Origin of the sequence: Gemmobacter aquaticus (genome assembly GCF_007859075.1) — a bacterium.
GTDB lineage: Bacteria > Pseudomonadota > Alphaproteobacteria > Rhodobacterales > Rhodobacteraceae > Gemmobacter > Gemmobacter aquaticus.
Genome location: NZ_VOAK01000011.1, coordinates 1418488 through 1434475, shown reverse-complemented (window position 1 = coordinate 1434475; position 15988 = coordinate 1418488). Strand labels below are relative to the sequence as shown.

The 15988-nt window shown below is 64.1% G+C and carries 16 protein-coding genes and 1 other RNA gene; 16 read left to right on the top strand and 1 reads right to left on the bottom strand.

The genetic code is table 11. The features are described from left to right. Positions 1–33 precede the first annotated feature (33 nt). From FQU74_RS09090 to FQU74_RS09015, 16 genes are all read left to right on the top strand, one after another. Entirely contained in the window at positions 34–435 is a 402-nt protein-coding gene (locus FQU74_RS09090) for a hypothetical protein (protein WP_146286069.1), read from the top strand. Between the two features lie 325 nt (positions 436–760). Continuing rightward, positions 761–1000 carry a hypothetical protein gene (locus tag FQU74_RS09085; protein ID WP_146286068.1) on the top strand — a complete coding sequence of 80 codons (240 nt, stop codon included), beginning with the start codon at positions 761–763 and terminating at the stop codon, positions 998–1000. 138 nt (positions 1001–1138) lie between these two features. After that, positions 1139–3142 carry an acetyl-CoA carboxylase biotin carboxylase subunit gene (locus FQU74_RS09080; RefSeq protein ID WP_146286067.1) on the top strand — a complete coding sequence of 668 codons (2004 nt, stop codon included), beginning with the start codon at positions 1139–1141 and terminating at the stop codon, positions 3140–3142. Positions 3143–3244: 102 nt separating this feature from the next. Next, the gene (gene scpA, locus FQU74_RS09075) at positions 3245–5374 is read left to right on the top strand and encodes a methylmalonyl-CoA mutase (protein WP_146286066.1); all 2130 of its coding nucleotides are present in this window, start codon (positions 3245–3247) and stop codon (positions 5372–5374) included. A 111-nt stretch (positions 5375–5485) separates the two neighbouring features. Further along, positions 5486–5773, top strand: coding sequence for an Asp-tRNA(Asn)/Glu-tRNA(Gln) amidotransferase subunit GatC (gene gatC, locus FQU74_RS09070; RefSeq protein ID WP_146286065.1), 288 nt, complete (start codon positions 5486–5488; stop codon positions 5771–5773). After that, positions 5770–7251, top strand: a complete 1482-nt coding sequence (gene gatA, locus FQU74_RS09065) for an Asp-tRNA(Asn)/Glu-tRNA(Gln) amidotransferase subunit GatA (protein ID WP_146286064.1) — start codon at positions 5770–5772, stop codon at positions 7249–7251. Before gatC ends, gatA begins: the two co-directional genes overlap by 4 nt. Positions 7252–7351: 100 nt before the next feature. Then, complete coding sequence (locus FQU74_RS09060; RefSeq protein WP_146286063.1) at positions 7352–7999, top strand: hypothetical protein; 648 nt, start codon at positions 7352–7354, stop codon at positions 7997–7999. Positions 8000–8011: 12 nt separating this feature from the next. Then, entirely contained in the window at positions 8012–8677 is a 666-nt protein-coding gene (locus FQU74_RS09055) for an N-acetylmuramoyl-L-alanine amidase (RefSeq protein ID WP_170246207.1), read from the top strand. Positions 8678–8689: 12 nt separating this feature from the next. Continuing rightward, positions 8690–9100, top strand: an RNA gene (gene rnpB / locus FQU74_RS09050) — RNase P RNA component class A. Between the two features lie 79 nt (positions 9101–9179). After that, positions 9180–9890, top strand: coding sequence for a DUF533 domain-containing protein (locus FQU74_RS09045; protein WP_146286061.1), 711 nt, complete (start codon positions 9180–9182; stop codon positions 9888–9890). A 125-nt stretch (positions 9891–10015) separates the two neighbouring features. Further along, positions 10016–10183 carry a 50S ribosomal protein L33 gene (rpmG, locus tag FQU74_RS09040; RefSeq protein WP_011750518.1) on the top strand — a complete coding sequence of 56 codons (168 nt, stop codon included), beginning with the start codon at positions 10016–10018 and terminating at the stop codon, positions 10181–10183. Positions 10184–10315: 132 nt separating this feature from the next. Next, entirely contained in the window at positions 10316–11656 is a 1341-nt protein-coding gene (proS, locus tag FQU74_RS09035; protein WP_146286060.1) for a proline--tRNA ligase, read from the top strand. Between the two features lie 205 nt (positions 11657–11861). Beyond that, complete coding sequence (locus FQU74_RS09030) at positions 11862–13148, top strand: lipoprotein-releasing ABC transporter permease subunit (protein WP_146286059.1); 1287 nt, start codon at positions 11862–11864, stop codon at positions 13146–13148. Then, positions 13141–13815, top strand: coding sequence for an ABC transporter ATP-binding protein (locus FQU74_RS09025; RefSeq protein ID WP_146286058.1), 675 nt, complete (start codon positions 13141–13143; stop codon positions 13813–13815). Before FQU74_RS09030 ends, FQU74_RS09025 begins: the two co-directional genes overlap by 8 nt. 54 nt (positions 13816–13869) lie before the next feature. After that, the gene (locus FQU74_RS09020) at positions 13870–14280 is read left to right on the top strand and encodes a c-type cytochrome (protein ID WP_146286057.1); all 411 of its coding nucleotides are present in this window, start codon (positions 13870–13872) and stop codon (positions 14278–14280) included. 1 nt (position 14281) lies between these two features. Then, positions 14282–14881, top strand: a complete 600-nt coding sequence (locus FQU74_RS09015; RefSeq protein WP_158635562.1) for a DUF1345 domain-containing protein — start codon at positions 14282–14284, stop codon at positions 14879–14881. A 65-nt stretch (positions 14882–14946) separates the two neighbouring features. Here FQU74_RS09015 and FQU74_RS09010 read toward each other — a convergent pair whose 3' ends face one another. Next, a complete protein-coding gene (locus FQU74_RS09010) occupies positions 14947–15960 on the bottom strand; it encodes a calcium-binding protein (RefSeq protein WP_146286055.1) in 1014 nt (337 codons plus the stop codon). Positions 15961–15988 lie beyond the last annotated feature (28 nt).

Genomic DNA, 15988 nt, shown 5'->3' with positions numbered 1-15988 from the left:
CGTCTTTTGCACCTTCGAGATCGGAGGTGCAGCATGCTGAAGCATCGGGGCTTCCCGGGCCGTATGCCGGGTACCGATTTCCAGTTCACCATCCGTCGCGAGAACCGCAAGGATGGCCCAACCAAGATCATCCGCCGAGAGCGCTACAAGGACCGCAAGAAGGTTGATCTTGCCGCCGATGCCGCGTTCCTGAAAGCCATCTGGCAGTGCTTCGGCGAAGAGCCGTTTGAGCGCGGCAATCTGGATGCCGGTCGCCTGTCGTGGGTTTTCGGGCGCGAGGTCGTGCCGGCGGAAGACCCCTTCGACCCTGCGTCCTACGAGGCGCTCCTGCGGCTTGACCTGAAAAAGACCCAAGCCTCGTTTCCTGAGATCTTTGTGGAAAACGCCGAAGAGCCCGACTGGGACGACTTCGACGACGAAGACGAGGACGAGTGAGCATGTTTCCGCGCAACCCCTTGGCATCTGGGCAAAACACCGCGCAAGTCGGCGTGTGTGCAGAGTTTGTCTTTGCGTGCTGCGGTTGTGCGCCCCATGTTCGGTGCAGGGTTACTCGTCCCCAAATGCGTGCCCTTCACATTCCATGTGACCCTTCTACGGACTTTGCGCCCGGCCTTTTGCAGGCTGGGCGTCTTTTCTCATCCTCGCGCAGCTGTGATCGGCAGGACTTTGCCGGCTCAGTCCGCGCACGACGTTCCTGCTTTCGGCTGCCGGTGGATGCGCTAGAAAAGGCGCATAGAACATCCCTTAACGGAGGCCGAGCATGCGTCTTTCCACCCTCATTCTCTTTGGTACCCTTGCCGTCGCAACGGCGGGCTGTGTGCAGTCGAACGGCTATGGCCAGCCCGGCATGCTGCAAACGCAGGGCGGCCGTGCGGTTGCCGGTGCGCTTGTCGGCGCAGCCGCGGCCGATGCCTTTGACGAAAACATGGTTGCCGGCGCAGCCCTTGGCGCGCTTGCCGGTGGGGCTTCCTGCAACGTCGCGGGCGCCTACAGCTGCTGATCGTGGCGCTGCCGCCGATCTGATTGCCGCCACTGCGGCAGCGGAACCAGTCATCAGGGCCGGTCGGGGGAATACCCCGGCTGGCCTTTTCTATTGCTCTGCACGCAGGCCCGCGTGCTGTTGAGGGAAGGAAGCCGTATGTTCAAGAAGATCCTGATCGCCAACCGCGGAGAGATCGCCTGCCGGGTCATCAAGACCGCGCGCAAGATGGGGATCAAGACGGTTGCCGTCTATTCGGATGCCGACCGCAATGCGCTGCACGTCAAGATGGCGGATGAGGCTGTGCATATCGGCCCGCCGCCTGCGAACCAGTCCTATATCGTGATCGACAAGATCATGGAGGCGATCCGCAAGACCGGCGCCGAGGCCGTGCATCCGGGCTACGGGTTCCTGAGCGAGAACATGAACTTCGCCGCCGCGCTTGAGCGTGAGGGCGTCGTTTTCGTCGGCCCGCCCAGCCCCGCGATCGAGGCGATGGGCGACAAGATCACCTCGAAGAAGATCGCGCAAGAAGCCGGCGTCTCGACCGTTCCGGGCTACATGGGCCTGATCGCGGATGCCGATGAGGCTGTAAAGATCTCAGACCAGATCGGCTATCCGGTGATGATCAAGGCCAGTGCCGGCGGTGGTGGCAAGGGGATGCGCATCGCCTGGAACGCCGAGGAGGCCCGCGAGGGGTTCCAGTCTTCAAAGAACGAGGCCGCGAACAGCTTTGGCGATGATCGCATCTTCATCGAAAAGTTCGTGACCCAACCGCGCCACATCGAAATTCAGGTTCTGGCCGACAAACACGGCAATTGCGTCTATCTGCATGAGCGCGAATGCTCGATCCAGCGCCGGAACCAGAAGGTCATCGAAGAGGCCCCTTCGCCATTCCTGGACGAGGCGACCCGCAAAGCGATGGGTGAGCAGGCCTGCGCGCTGGCCCGCGCCGTGGGCTACACCAGCGCCGGAACGGTGGAGTTCATCGTCGACGGCGCGCGGAACTTCTACTTCCTCGAGATGAACACCCGCCTGCAGGTGGAACACCCGGTCACCGAACTGATTACCGGCGTTGATCTTGTCGAACAGATGATCCGCGTCGCTGCGGGTGAGCCGCTGCCCTTCACGCAGGCCGACCTAAAGATCAATGGCTGGGCGATGGAAAGCCGGCTTTATGCCGAAGACCCCTATCGCAACTTCCTGCCATCGATCGGGCGCCTGACCCGCTACCGTCCGCCGGTCGAGGGGCCGACGGCACAGGGCGGCATCGTGCGCAACGATACCGGCGTCTATGAAGGCGGCGAGATCAGCATGTTCTACGACCCGATGATTGCCAAGCTCTGCACCTGGGGCCCGACCCGCGCAGCGGCAATTGAGGACATGCGCCTTGCACTCGATACGTTCGAGGTCGAGGGCATCGGGCATAACCTGCCGTTCTGCTCGGCCGTGATGGACCACCCGCGCTTTACCAGCGGCAATATCACCACCGCCTTCATTGCCGAGGAATATCCCGAGGGCTTCAATGGTGTCTCTCTGGATGACGCGATGCTGCGCCGCGTGGCCGCCGCTACCGCCGCGATGAACCGTGTCGGCGAAATTCGTCGCACCAAGATCTCGGGCACGATGGACAACCACGAGCGCCGCGTGGGCGACAACTGGGTCGTCAGCCTGCAGGGCCAGTCCTTCCCGGTGACCATTGCAGCCGACCGCTCGGGCTCGACGGTTACCTTCGCCGATGGTGCCGCGCTGCGGGTCGAAAGCGACTGGACGCCGGGGCAGCCTCTGGCCCGCCTGACGGTCGATGGCAGTCCGCTTGTCCTGAAGTCGGCCAAGATCCCGATGGGCTTCCGCATCCGCCTGCGCGGGGCCGACCTGAAGGTGCACGTCCGCACCCCGCGCCAGCACGATCTGGCGGCCCTGATGCCGGAAAAGCTGCCACCCGATACCTCGAAATTCCTGCTCTGCCCGATGCCCGGCCTCGTCGTAATGATCAGCGTCGAAGAGGGGCAAGAGGTGCAGGAAGGTCAGGCGCTGGCCACGGTCGAGGCGATGAAGATGGAAAACATCCTCAAGGCCGAACGCAAGGGCGTGGTTCGCAAGATCAATGCCGCCGCAGGCGCCAGCCTCAAGGTTGATGACGTCATCATGGAGTTCGAGTGAGGAGCGTCCCAAGCGCACCTTTCTTCTTCTTTTTCCAAATATCCCACGGGGGTCCGGGGGTGTGAAACCCCCGGCGCGTCCCGCCGGAACCCGAGGTTCGACATGACCGACCAAATCGAGACCTGGCGCAAGCTGGCTGAAAAGGAACTCAAGGGCAGAAGCCCCGATAGTCTGACCTGGAACACGCTTGAAGGCATTGCCGTCAAGCCGCTCTATACGGCCGAGGATACCGCGTCGCTGCCCCATATGGGCGGCGCGCCGGGCGTGGCGCCGTTCACACGCGGCGTGCGGGCCACGATGTATGCGGGCCGACCGTGGACGATCCGTCAGTATGCAGGCTTTTCCACGGCCGAGGAGTCGAACGCCTTCTACCGCAAGGCCCTTGCCGCCGGGCAGCAGGGCGTCTCGGTCGCCTTCGACCTTGCGACGCACCGTGGCTATGACAGCGACCACCCGCGCGTTGTGGGCGATGTGGGCAAGGCCGGCGTCGCGATCGACTCGGTCGAGGACATGAAGATCCTCTTCGATGGTATCCCGCTGGAAAAGATCAGCGTTTCCATGACGATGAACGGCGCAGTCATTCCGATCCTCGCCAATTTCATCGTCACTGGCGAAGAGCAGGGCGTGCCAAGGGCAGAGCTTTCGGGCACCATCCAGAACGATATCCTGAAAGAATTCATGGTGCGGAACACCTATGTCTATCCGCCCGAACCCTCGATGCGGATCATTGCCGACATCATCGAATACACCTCGAAAGAGATGCCCAAGTTCAACTCGATCTCGATCTCGGGCTATCACATGCAAGAGGCGGGCGCGAACCTCGTGCAGGAGCTTGCCTATACGCTGGCGGACGGGCGCGAGTACGTGCGTGCGGCTCTGGCGCGGGGCATGAACGTCGATGATTTTGCCGGGCGGCTGTCGTTCTTCTTCGCCATTGGCATGAACTTCTTCATGGAGGCCGCCAAGCTGCGTGCGGCCCGCCTGCTCTGGCACCGCATCATGGCCGAGTTCGCGCCGAAGAAGCCGGGCAGCCTGATGCTGCGCACCCATTGCCAGACCTCGGGCGTCAGCCTGCAAGAGCAGGACCCCTACAACAACGTCGTCCGCACGGCCTATGAGGCGATGGCGGCGGCCCTTGGTGGCACGCAATCGCTGCACACCAATGCGCTGGATGAGGCCATCGCGCTGCCCACCGAGTTCTCGGCCCGCATCGCGCGCAACACCCAGCTGATCCTGCAGGAAGAGACCGGCATCACCAAGGTCGTCGACCCGCTGGCCGGCAGCTACTATGTCGAAAGCCTGACGGCCGAGCTTGCCGAAAAGGCCTGGGCGCTGATCGAAGAGGTCGAGGCGATGGGCGGCATGACCAAAGCCGTCGCCAGCGGCATGCCCAAGCTCAGGATCGAGGAATCTGCCGCGCGGCGTCAGGCGATGATCGATCGCGGCGAAGAGGTCATCGTGGGGGTGAACAAGTATCGCCTCGCCAAGGAAGACCCGATCGACATTCTGGATATCGACAACGTCAAGGTGCGCGACGCCCAGATCGCGCGGCTGAACAGCATGCGCGCCACCCGCGACGAGGCAGCCTGTCAGGCGGCTCTGGCCGAGCTTGGCCGGCGCGCGGCCGAGGGCGGCAACCTTCTGGAAGCGGCGGTCGCGGCCTCGCGCGCCCGTGCATCGGTCGGGGAGATTTCGGACGCCATGGAAAAAGTGTTTGGTCGCCACCGCGCCGAGGTGAAGACGCTCGCCGGGGTTTACGGCGCGGCGTATGAGGGCGATGACGGCTTTGCCCAGATCCAGAAGGACGTCGAAGCCTTTGCCGAGGCCGAGGGTCGCCGCCCGCGGATGCTGGTGGTGAAGATGGGGCAGGACGGCCATGACCGTGGCGCCAAGGTTATCGCCACCGCATTTGCCGATATCGGCTTTGACGTTGATGTGGGCCCGCTGTTCCAGACGCCCGAGGAAGCCGCGCAGGATGCCGTTGACAATGACGTCCATGTCATCGGCATTTCCAGTCAGGCGGCCGGGCACAAGACGCTGGCGCCCAAACTGGTGCAGGCGCTGAAGGACAAGGGGGCAGGGGATATCCTTGTGATCTGCGGCGGGGTTATCCCGCAGCAGGACTATGACTTCCTTTACCAGAACGGGGTGAAGGCGATCTTCGGCCCCGGCACGAACATCCCCAATGCCGCACGCGACATCCTGCGCCTGATCCGTGAGGCGAAGGCCTGACATCGGGCATGACGAACGGAAAGGGGCGCGGGCATGGCCTGCGCCCCTTTGCCTTGCGCGCGCGCCGCCGCGCCGCTAAACGGGGGCAAACGATCAGAAAGGGCTCGACCCATGTCGATTGATGTCGAAACCGCGCGCCGGGTGGCGAAACTCGCGCGCATCCAGGTGGATGATGGTGACCTGCCGGCACTGGCGGGCGAGCTGTCCAACATCCTCGGCTTCATGGAGCAGTTGAACGAGGTGAATGTCGACGGTGTGGAGCCGATGACATCGGTCACGCCCATGCGACTGAAGCGCCGCAAGGACGTGGTCACCGATGGCAATATGCAGGATCTGGTGCTGAAGAACGCCCCCGACGCCCGTGAGGGCTTTTTTGCCGTGCCGAAGGTGGTGGAATGAGCAACGCGAACGAACTGACCATCGCCGCCGCGCGCGATGCGCTGCGCAAGGGTGATCTGTCGGCAACCGACCTGACCATGGCCTGCCTGACCGCGATCGATGCGGGCGATGGGCTTGGCGCCTTTGTTCACAAGACGCCCGACATCGCGCTTGATCAGGCGCGCGCCGCCGATCTTCGCCTCAAGGCGGGCGATGCGCCCGACCTTTGCGGCATCCCGCTGGGCATCAAGGATCTGTTCTGCACGAAGAACGTGCCCAGCCAGGCGGCGTCGAACATCCTCAAGGGCTTTTTGCCGCAGTACGAATCGACCGTGACGACACGGCTTTTCGAGGCGGGCGCGGTGATGCTGGGCAAGCTCAACATGGATGAGTTTGCCATGGGTTCGTCCAACGAATCCTCGTGCTATGGCCCGGCCGTGAACCCCTGGCGGGTGGACGACCGCGAGCTTTCGCCGGGCGGGTCCTCGGGCGGGTCGGCCAGCGCTGTTGCGGGGGACCTCTGCATTGCGGCCACAGGCACCGACACCGGCGGCTCGATCCGCCAGCCTGCCGCGTTCTGCGGGATCGTCGGCATCAAGCCGACCTATGGCCGGGTGTCGCGTTGGGGGATCATCGCCTATGCCTCGAGCCTCGATCAGGCAGGCCCGATGACCAAATCGGTGCGCGATGCCGCGATCATGCTGCGCGCGATGGCCGGGCATGACGAGAAGGATTCGACCAGCGCCGACATCGCGGTTCCTGACTTTGAGGCCGCGCTGACGGGCGATATCCGGGGCAAGAAGATCGGCCTTCCCAAGGAATACCGCCTGCCGGGCCTGCGCCCGGAAATCCAGAAGATCTGGGACAAGGGCGCCGAGATGCTGCGCGACGCAGGCGCAGAGATTGTGGATGTCTCGCTGCCGCATACCAAATATGCGCTGCCTGCCTATTACGTCATTGCCCCCGCCGAGGCGTCGTCGAACCTCGCGCGGTATGACGGCGTGCGGTATGGCCACCGCGCCAAGCTGTCAGCAGGTGATGGCATCACCGAGATGTATGAAAAGACCCGCGCCGAGGGCTTTGGCGCCGAGGTGAAGCGCCGCATCATGATCGGTACCTATGTGCTGTCGGCGGGCTTCTATGACGCCTACTACAACCGCGCACGCAAGGTGCGGGCGCTGATCAAGCGCGACTTTGAGCAGGCCTTCGCGGCGGGCGTCGATGCGATCCTGACGCCTGCGACGCCGACCCCGGCGTTTGGTCTGGGCGAGATGCAGAGCGCCGATCCGGTCGAGATGTACCTGAACGACGTCTTCACCGTGACGCTGAACCTTGCCGGTCTGCCCGGTGTTTCGGTTCCCGTGGGTCTTGACGCTGACGGGCTGCCGCTTGGGCTGCAACTGATCGGGCGGCCGTGGGAGGAGGGCGACCTTCTCAATCACGCCTATGTGCTGGAACGCGCTGCAGGTTTTGTGGCAAAACCGCAGAAATGGTGGTAATCGCCCAAACGGGGGAACCATCGGGGGATCGCGGGCTTGTGCGCCGGGGTTCCCTTTCCTGCGTCATGGGGCCAGCGCCCACAGCCTTCGGAAAGTCGTCATGCGCCGTTCGCATCTGATCCTGTCCATCCTCGCGCCACTGGCCGTGGCGGCCTGCACGCCCACGATGCCCAATTCGGCCGCCGGTGTGGGCTTTCAGGATTACGGCACCTATCAGGCGCAACGTGACGCGGCGCTGAATGGCGGGGCGGCCATCCCGCCCACAACCACACCGCCGAGCGGCTTTTCCCCGGAACGGATCGGTGCGGCGATTGACGCGGCGTCCGGCACCTCGCTCGCGCCGGGGGCCTCTCTCGACGCATCGGGCGCCGTGATCGGGGCTGATAGCTCAGGGATCCCGCCAACCCCGCCGACGCCGGTCGCGCCTGTGCCCTACAGCGCGACGCCCGTGGCCCCGGTGACGCCGGTCGATCCCGCCTCATTGCCCACGCGCGCCGGCAGCGGACCTAACCTCGTTCAGTATGCGCTGACGACCACCAACGCGGTTGGCCAGCCAACCTATGAACGCTCGTCGCTGCAATTGCGCGATCCGGCCAAGGTCTGTCAGGGCTATTCCTCGGCCGATCAGGCGCAGTCGGCCTTCCTCGACTCCGGTGGGCCAGAGAAGGACCGCAAGGGGCTTGATCCCGATGGCGACGGCTTTGCCTGTGGCTGGGATCCAACCCCGTTCCGCAATGCCGTGCGCTAATCTGCCATGTTGATGGGCTGGCCTTCACCCAACTTTGGGACGCGCCGGAATGGTGCGCTGCCGGACCTCGTGGTGATCCATTACACCGCCATGCCCAGTTGCGCCGAGGCCGCCGCCCGTCTGTGCGATGCCGATGCACAGGTTTCAGCGCATTACCTGATTTCCGAGCAAGGCGAGGTATCGGCGCTGGTCCCCGAAGAGCTGCGCGCCTGGCATGCCGGGGCAGGGGCTTGGGGGGCTTGCGGCGATGTGAATTCGCAATCGATCGGGATCGAGCTTGCAAACCCCGGCGATGCACCCTTCCCTGAGGGGCAGATCGCTGCGCTGGAACGGCTGCTGGCCGATATCCTGCATCGCTGGCAGATCCCGCCTGAACGGGTCATAGCCCACAGCGATATGGCCCCTCTGCGCAAGGCCGATCCGGGTCCGCGTTTTGACTGGCGCCGTCTGGCGGTGCAAGGGCTTGCCGTCTGGCCGGATGAGGGCGGCGAGGCCGGGACCTTCCTCGACGACGCCCGCGCCTTTGGCTATCCGCCCGCGCCGGAAGATGCTGTGCTCGCCGCATTTCGCCTGCGCTTTCGCCCAAACGCCACTGGTCCTCTGTCAGACACCGACCGCGTGATGATCGCTGATCTTGCTGCGCGCTTTCCGGTTGACGCCCGCGCCGCCCGGGCGTAATCGGTCCCTCGCGCGGATGGCTGGATGACCGCGGGGCCCGCAAGGGCCGCGAGGAAAGTCCGGACTCCATGGAACAAGGGTGCCGGGTAACGCCCGGCGGGGGTAACCCCAGGGAAAGCGCCACAGAAAACAAACCGCCCTGCGTGCAGGGTAAGGGTGAAACGGTGGGGTAAGAGCCCACCGCGGGACTGGTAACAGGACCGGCACGGCAAGCCCCACCCGGAGCAATGCCGAATAGGGGCCTCGCGCGGAAAGGTCCGGGCATCAGCCGCAAGGCTGCCGGAGACCTCCGCAAGGGACGTTTCAGCCCAAGAGTGCCCGGGTTGGCAGCTAAAGCGCCGTGGTAACGCGGCGCATAGAGGAATGGTCATCCAGAGGGGGAAACCCCTTGGACAGAATCCGGCTTACAGGCCATCCGCGCGTCGCAAACATTTCTTCCTGTTTTTGCATTTGCTCAGGTTATCCTGCGCCACGACTCGGGTTTTTTCATGAGGAGATTGCGATGAGCTTCATCAAGACGCTGGCCACGCTGGCCGTAGGTTTTGCCGCTGCCAAGGGCGTAGAAAAGTTCCGTGGCGCCGGCGGTCTGCAGGGCATGAAAGATCAGATGCGTGGGGCCGGCGCGCCCGGGGGCATGGTCGATCAGATGGGGGCCATGGCTGACAAGCTGGGCATCCCCGGCGGTAGCGCCGCCGTGCGCGACATGATGAGCAAACTGGGTCCGAATGCCGCTCAGATGACCGAACAGGCCGAGGCGGGTCTTGGCAGCCTGATCGCGGCAATGACCGGCGCGGCCACCGTCGGTGCCAAGAACATGGGCGAGATGATGGGCGCGCTGACCGGGGCGACCCCGGCAGGCCCCATGGCCGAAGAAAATGCACGTCTGATGATCCGTGCGATGATTCAAGCCGCCAAGGCCGATGGTGAGATCGACGCGCAAGAGCGCGACACGATCCTGTCGCATCTTTCGGACGCCAGCGATGAAGAGATCGCGTTCGTCAAGGCCGAGCTGGACGCGCCCCTTGATATCGCGGCGCTTGCCGCCGCCGTGGGCGAGACCGCGCGCACCCAGGTTTATTCGGCGGCGCTGATGGCAATCTCGGTCGATACCGATGCCGAGCGGGCCTATCTGCGCGGGCTGGCGACGGCGCTGCACCTTGACGACGCCACCGTTGCGGCGATCCATGCGGGGGCCGGCAAGGCACAGCTCTGAAGCCCTGCAAGAATGTGCCGGGGGCAGGGTTTTCACTGTTGACTCTGCCCGCCGCATCCGTAAAAGGCAGGCTTCAAAGGATTTGACCGGGCGACGTTGTTTCCCCGGATGCAGGAGAGACGACTATGGCGAAGCCGACGACGATCAAGATCCGTCTGAACTCGACGGCGGGCACCGGGCACTTCTATGTGACCAAGAAGAATGCCCGCACCATGACCGAGAAGATGACGGTCAACAAGTATGACCCGGTGGTGCGCAAGCACGTGGAATACAAGGAAGGCAAGATCAAGTAAGATCGGCCAGTCCTTCGATATGCAGGGCCGCCCATTCGGGCGGCCTTTTGCTTTGCCGGGTGCGGCTCAAACCTTGCCGGGCCAGTCGCAACCCGCTAGGAACGGCCAAATGCTTTTGCCATGAGGCCACCGATGCGTCTGTCGCGCTACTTCCTTCCCGTGCTGAAAGAAAACCCCGCCGAGGCGCAGATCGTCTCGCACCGCTACATGCTGCGCGCCGGCATGATCAAGCAGCAGGCGGCAGGGATCTATTCCTGGCTGCCGCTCGGCTTCAAGGTGCTGCGCCGGATCGAGCAGATTGTGCATGAGGAGCAGATCCGCGCGGGCCATATCCCGCTCTTGATGCCGACGCTGCAACCGGCCGACCTCTGGCGCGAGAGCGGCCGCTACGACGCCTACGGCCCCGAAATGCTCCGCTTCAAGGACCGGCACGAACGCGAGATGCTCTATGGCCCGACGAACGAGGAGATGATCACCGACATCTTCCGCGCCCATGTGAACAGCTACAAGGACCTGCCGCTGACGCTCTACCACATCCAGTGGAAGTTCCGCGACGAGGTTCGGCCGCGCTTTGGTGTGATGCGCGGGCGCGAATTCCTGATGAAGGACGGCTACAACTTCGACCTGACCAAGGACGATGCCCTGCATGCCTACAACCGCCACATGGTCAGCTACCTGCGCACCTACGAGCGCATGGGCCTGACCGCAATCCCGATGCGCGCGGCCTCTGGCCCGATCGGGGGCGACAACACCCACGAATTCCTCGTGCTCGCATCGACGGGGGAATCCGAGGTGTTCTATGATGCCAAGGTGCCGGACCTGAAACTGGGCGCGCGCGAGGTGGACTACGACAACCGCGCCGAAGTGGCCGCGATCTGCGAAGAGTTCACCACCCTCTACGCGCGCACGGATGAGACGCATGACGAGGCGGTGTTCAACCAGATCCCCGAGGAGCGCCGCAAGGTTGGCCGCGGGATCGAGGTCGGCCAGATCTTCTACTTCGGTACCAAATATTCCGACGCGATGGGCGCGACGGTCGTCACCGCCGATGGCAGCCGCGTCCCGGTTGAAATGGGTTCGCACGGCATCGGCGTCTCGCGCCTTCTGGGCGCGCTGATCGAGGCCAATCACGACGACAAGGGCATCATCTGGCCCGAGGGCGTGACCCCGTTCCATTGCGGGATCGTCAACCTGAAACAGGGTGACAGCGCGACCGATGCCGCCTGTGAGGGCCTCTACAAGGCGTTGAAGGCCAAGGGCCTTGACCCGCTCTATGACGACCGCGACGAACGCGCGGGCGCCAAGTTCGCCACGATGGACCTGATCGGCTTGCCGTGGCGTATCACGGTGGGGCCCCGCGGGCTTGCGAATGGCGTGGTGGAACTGACATCGCGCCGCACGGGTGAAAGTGAAGAGATGTCGGCCGAGGCTGCGATCGACCGCATCGCGCAGATTTACGCCGCGCATCCCTGAGACCGACCATAGGTGGGGGCGTCTGCCCCCCGCCTTTCTCAGAGGCTCACCCCGAAGGAATGTGGGCCAGCGTGAGAGATCCTTTCACTCTGGCGGAAGATACCTTGGGGTGGGGGCAAAGCCCCCGTTCCGGTCGATCACCCTGCGGTGACTTGACCTTGCTGGCCTTGGGCGGCAGGGTGCCGCGCAAACAACGGTCAGGACCATGAGCAGCCGCACCGCCCCCTTTTCCGCATTCGAATGGATGATCGCCTGGCGCTATTTGCGCGCGCGCCGCGCCGAAGGCGGCGTCAGCGTCATGACCTGGATCAGCGTCATCGGCATCGCGCTGGCGGTGTTTGCCTTGATTGCGACCATGGCCGTGCGCGCGGGCTTCCGCGCCGAGTTTGTCAGCACGCTTTTGGGGGCCAATGCCCATGTGACGGTCTATTCCAGCGGTCAGGTGGACGAAAGCGGCCGGATGCAGCGCGGCTTTACCGACTATGCCGAGATCGCCGGGCGCATTGCGGATGTCCCCGGCGTGATCCGCGCAGCCCCGCTGATCCGTGGGCAGGTGATGGCAACGGCGAATGGGGTCAATGCCGGGGTCGAGGTGCACGGCACCTCGGCGGCTGATCTCGCCGGATTGCCAAGCGTGGTGGATGGGGCGGACGACATTGGCGATCTTTCCCGCTTTGAAGAGGGAATTGCCATCGGGTCAGGGATATCGCGCGATCTGAACCTTGCCGTGGGGGATCGCATCCGCCTGATCTCGCCCGATGGGGTCAAGACCGCCTTTGGCACCTCGCCGCGCGTCAATGCCTATGAGGTGGTCTATGTCTTCACCACCGGCAGCCCCGAGATTGACCGCACGCGCGTCTACCTTCCCTTTGCCGAGGCGCAAAGTTTCTTCAACCGCGAAGGCCGCGCCGACGAGATCGAGGTGATGGTCGACGATCCCGAGAATGTGGAGCGGTTCGAGATGCCGCTTCTGCAGGCCGGCGGACCGACCGCGATGATCTGGAGCTGGCGGGACGGTGCGGGCAGCTTTCTGCGCGCGCTGACCGTCGAGGACAACATGATGTTCATCCTGATGTCGATCCTTGTGCTGATCGCTGCGATGAACATCATCTCGGGCCTTGTCATGCTGGTGAAGAACAAGGGGCGCGACATCGGGATCCTGCGGACCATGGGCCTGACCGAGGGGTCCATCTTGCGCATCTTCTTTCTGTGCGGCGCGGTCACTGGCATCATCGGGACACTGGTGGGGATCGTGCTTGGCTGTGCCTTCTCGATCTGGTTCACCCCGATCTTCGACTTTGTGAACTGGGCAGCGGGCGGCGGTGTCTGGGACCCCGAAGTGCGACCGATCTATCATCTGTCGGCGGTGTTGCACTGGCAGGACGTGGCGGCGGCGGCGGGGCTTGCGTTGACGCTTTCGTTCATCGTCACCATCTTTCCCGCGCGGCGTGCCGCGCGCATGAACCCGGTCGAGGCGCTGCGCTATGAGTGATACCCTGCGTCTTGAAGGCGTTGAGAAGGCCTATAACCGGGGAAAACCCGGTGAGGTCATCGTGTTGCGGGGGGTCGATCTGACCATCGCGGCGGGTGAGGTCGTAGCGTTGGTCGCACCCTCCGGCGCCGGCAAATCCACGCTTCTGCATATCGCTGGGCTGCTGGATGCCCCAGATTCCGGCCGGGTGCTGATCGGCGGGCAGGACTATACCGGCCAGTCGGATCGGCAGCGAACGGCGGCACGGCGGGACCGGGTGGGCTTTGTCTATCAGTTCCATCACCTGCTGCCCGAGTTCTCGGCGCTGGAGAATGTCGTGCTTCCGCAACTGGCGAATGGCACCGGCCGGGCAGAGGCCGAGGCGCGCGCCTTGCGCTTGTTGCAGGCCGTGGGGGTGGATGACCGCGCCGAGCATCGCCCGGCGGCGCTGTCGGGTGGGCAACAGCAGCGCGTGGCCTTTTGCCGGGGGCTGGCCAATGCGCCCGACCTCCTCTTGGCCGACGAGCCGACGGGCAACCTTGATCCGGCGACGTCGGATCAGGTGTTCGGCGCGCTGATGGCGCTGGTGCGTGACACCGGCATGTCGGCGCTGATCGCCACGCATAACATGGACCTTGCCGGCCGCATGGACCGGATCGTGCGTCTGCAGGCAGGCCGCGTCGTCTGACCCTTGCGGGAAATGCGGGGGCGTGCTTCTGTTGCAAAAAAATGGAGACGCCCCATGCAGTTGCGCACGCTCGCCCTTATTGCCAGCCTGATCCCCCTTGCCGCCTGTGTGAAGTCGGCGCTGCCCGAACCGGAGCCGACGGGGGCGCAGGACTTTGCCAATTACTGTGCCTCTTGCCATGGGGCGGGGGGCAAGGGCGATGGCCCTGCCGCCGCCGGGCTTGACAAGAAACCGGCGGATCTGACGCAGCTGGCGGGGCCCGATGGCAAGATCCCGATGACCCGTGTCATGAGCAAGATCTGGGGCTATACTCGCGCGCCGGATGGAACGCTGATGCCGCGTTTCGCGCCGCTGCTGGAAAGCGACCAGATGGTGCTCTTTGACAGCGGCGATGGTATCCCCACCCCGACGCCGCGCCGCCTTGTGCAACTGGCCGAGTATTTGCAGACCATTCAGGCAAAGTAGAATGTTCGCGCGACACCGGCGTTTTCTGGCGGCGTTCCTGCTCGGCCTGCTGATCGGGTGCGCCGCCTATCTGCTTGGGGTGGCGCCACTGCGGGCGGCACTTCTGGCCGCCAACAGCTTCTTTCTGGCCTATCTGGCGATGATCGCCATGTTCGTGTCCCGCCAGACGCCCGAGGCGCTGCGCCGCCATGCCGAGCTTTCAGATGAGGGTGTGCCGCTTATCGCGGCGCTGGCGCTTGGCTCGGTGGCGCTTAGCCTGACAGCCATAGGCTATGCCCTGTCGCAGGATAACGCGGTGGACGCGGCGCTGGCGGTGGCCTCGGTGCCACTGGGATGGCTGACGCTGCATGTGCTGGCTGCGTTTCACTATGCAGCGCTGTGGTATCAGGGCAATGCACGGGGCCTTGCCTTTCCGGGAACCAGGACGCCCGATGCCTGGGACTTCATGTATTTCAGCCTGACCATCGGCATGACGGCGCAAGTCTCGGATGTCGTGGTCGAGCGCGCCAGCCTGCGACGGCTGGTTCTGGCGCATGGTGTGGTGTCGTTCTTCTACAACACCGTCATCGTGGCGCTTTCGGTCAACGCCGTTCTGGGCTAGCCGAAGATTGGAAAGGAAAGGCCGCCAGCCAGTACGGCGGCGGCCCATTGTCTATGCGCTGGATATTACAGGATGAAATCGTCGGCCTGGATCGCGGGCTTTCCGGTCAGCACCATGCTGAAGTCCGCAGTGCTGTCGCCGTCGGTGTCGAGCAAGATGCGGGTGTCTGACGCCGTGACCTGATAGCGCAGCTGACCCGCAACGCCGGTGAAGGCGCCTGAGCCGATCCAGCGGAAGGCCTGATTTCCGGCCGCGTCTTCGTTCGCGTCGATGGCCGACAGGTCGATGATGTCATTTTGCGCCACCGAGAAGTCGGTGATCCGGTCACCCGCAACCTCGGCGCCTGTCTTGAACACGAAGCGGTCACTGCCTGCGCCACCGGTCAGGCTGTCGGCCCCCGCTCCGCCCTCGATCCGGTCAGCGCCATTGCCGCCGATCAGACGGTCCTTGCCGGCGCCGCCCAGAAGAACGTCTGCTCCGGCCCGTCCGTTCAGTGTGTCGGCCCCGCCGCCGCCGCGCACGGTGTCGCCAAAGCGGGTGCCCAGATAGGTATCGTTCCATGCGGTGCCGGTCACGTTATGGGCCTCGGACCAGATCGCATCAAGGATCGGGTCGGCATCGGCATCGGTACCCGACGGGCCGCCGCCCATCATTCCGGCAACGATCTCGTGCACATCGCCCGCAACACCAGCGGCATTGGTGATGTTCAGGCCCGAGATCGTGACGACCGAGGCCATGTTGGTGACAAGCCCGTTCGTCAGCGCCAGATCACTGGCCGAGGCGTCCCAGGCATTGCCCAGCGTGCCCAGACGGATTGTATCAATCGTGCCGCTGACAGTGTGGTTGGAGAAGGTGTAGAGGAAGTCGTCGCCCTCCAGCAACACAACACGGGTGTCGGCCTCGTCGCCCGTCACCGGCGTGTCCAGATGCAGGATCTGGGTGGTCTCGGTGCTGCCGGTTTGTTCGAGGAAGAACGGCATCTGGTAGGGGGTGAACCCTTTGAACTGCGCCGTCAGATAGGTGTTGAAGTTTACGCCTGTGCCGGATTCGGCCGCGGTAAGCTTGATGTTCAGGGTCATGGTCCGTCCTTTCTGTCTACTGCGTCCG

Coding starts and splice junctions, on each gene's coding strand:
- proS (WP_146286060.1), top strand. CDS start 10,316: ATGCGTCTGTCGCGCTACTTCCTTCCCGTGCTGAAAGAAAACCCCGCC.
- FQU74_RS09045 (WP_146286061.1), top strand. CDS start 9,180: ATGAGCTTCATCAAGACGCTGGCCACGCTGGCCGTAGGTTTTGCCGCT.
- FQU74_RS09030 (WP_146286059.1), top strand. CDS start 11,862: ATGAGCAGCCGCACCGCCCCCTTTTCCGCATTCGAATGGATGATCGCC.
- FQU74_RS09080 (WP_146286067.1), top strand. CDS start 1,139: ATGTTCAAGAAGATCCTGATCGCCAACCGCGGAGAGATCGCCTGCCGG.
- FQU74_RS09060 (WP_146286063.1), top strand. CDS start 7,352: ATGCGCCGTTCGCATCTGATCCTGTCCATCCTCGCGCCACTGGCCGTG.
- scpA (WP_146286066.1), top strand. CDS start 3,245: ATGACCGACCAAATCGAGACCTGGCGCAAGCTGGCTGAAAAGGAACTC.
- FQU74_RS09090 (WP_146286069.1), top strand. CDS start 34: ATGCTGAAGCATCGGGGCTTCCCGGGCCGTATGCCGGGTACCGATTTC.
- FQU74_RS09085 (WP_146286068.1), top strand. CDS start 761: ATGCGTCTTTCCACCCTCATTCTCTTTGGTACCCTTGCCGTCGCAACG.
- FQU74_RS09020 (WP_146286057.1), top strand. CDS start 13,870: ATGCAGTTGCGCACGCTCGCCCTTATTGCCAGCCTGATCCCCCTTGCC.
- FQU74_RS09015 (WP_158635562.1), top strand. CDS start 14,282: ATGTTCGCGCGACACCGGCGTTTTCTGGCGGCGTTCCTGCTCGGCCTG.
- rpmG (WP_011750518.1), top strand. CDS start 10,016: ATGGCGAAGCCGACGACGATCAAGATCCGTCTGAACTCGACGGCGGGC.
- gatC (WP_146286065.1), top strand. CDS start 5,486: ATGTCGATTGATGTCGAAACCGCGCGCCGGGTGGCGAAACTCGCGCGC.
- FQU74_RS09055 (WP_170246207.1), top strand. CDS start 8,012: ATGGGCTGGCCTTCACCCAACTTTGGGACGCGCCGGAATGGTGCGCTG.
- gatA (WP_146286064.1), top strand. CDS start 5,770: ATGAGCAACGCGAACGAACTGACCATCGCCGCCGCGCGCGATGCGCTG.
- FQU74_RS09025 (WP_146286058.1), top strand. CDS start 13,141: ATGAGTGATACCCTGCGTCTTGAAGGCGTTGAGAAGGCCTATAACCGG.
- FQU74_RS09010 (WP_146286055.1), bottom strand. CDS start 15,960: ATGACCCTGAACATCAAGCTTACCGCGGCCGAATCCGGCACAGGCGTA.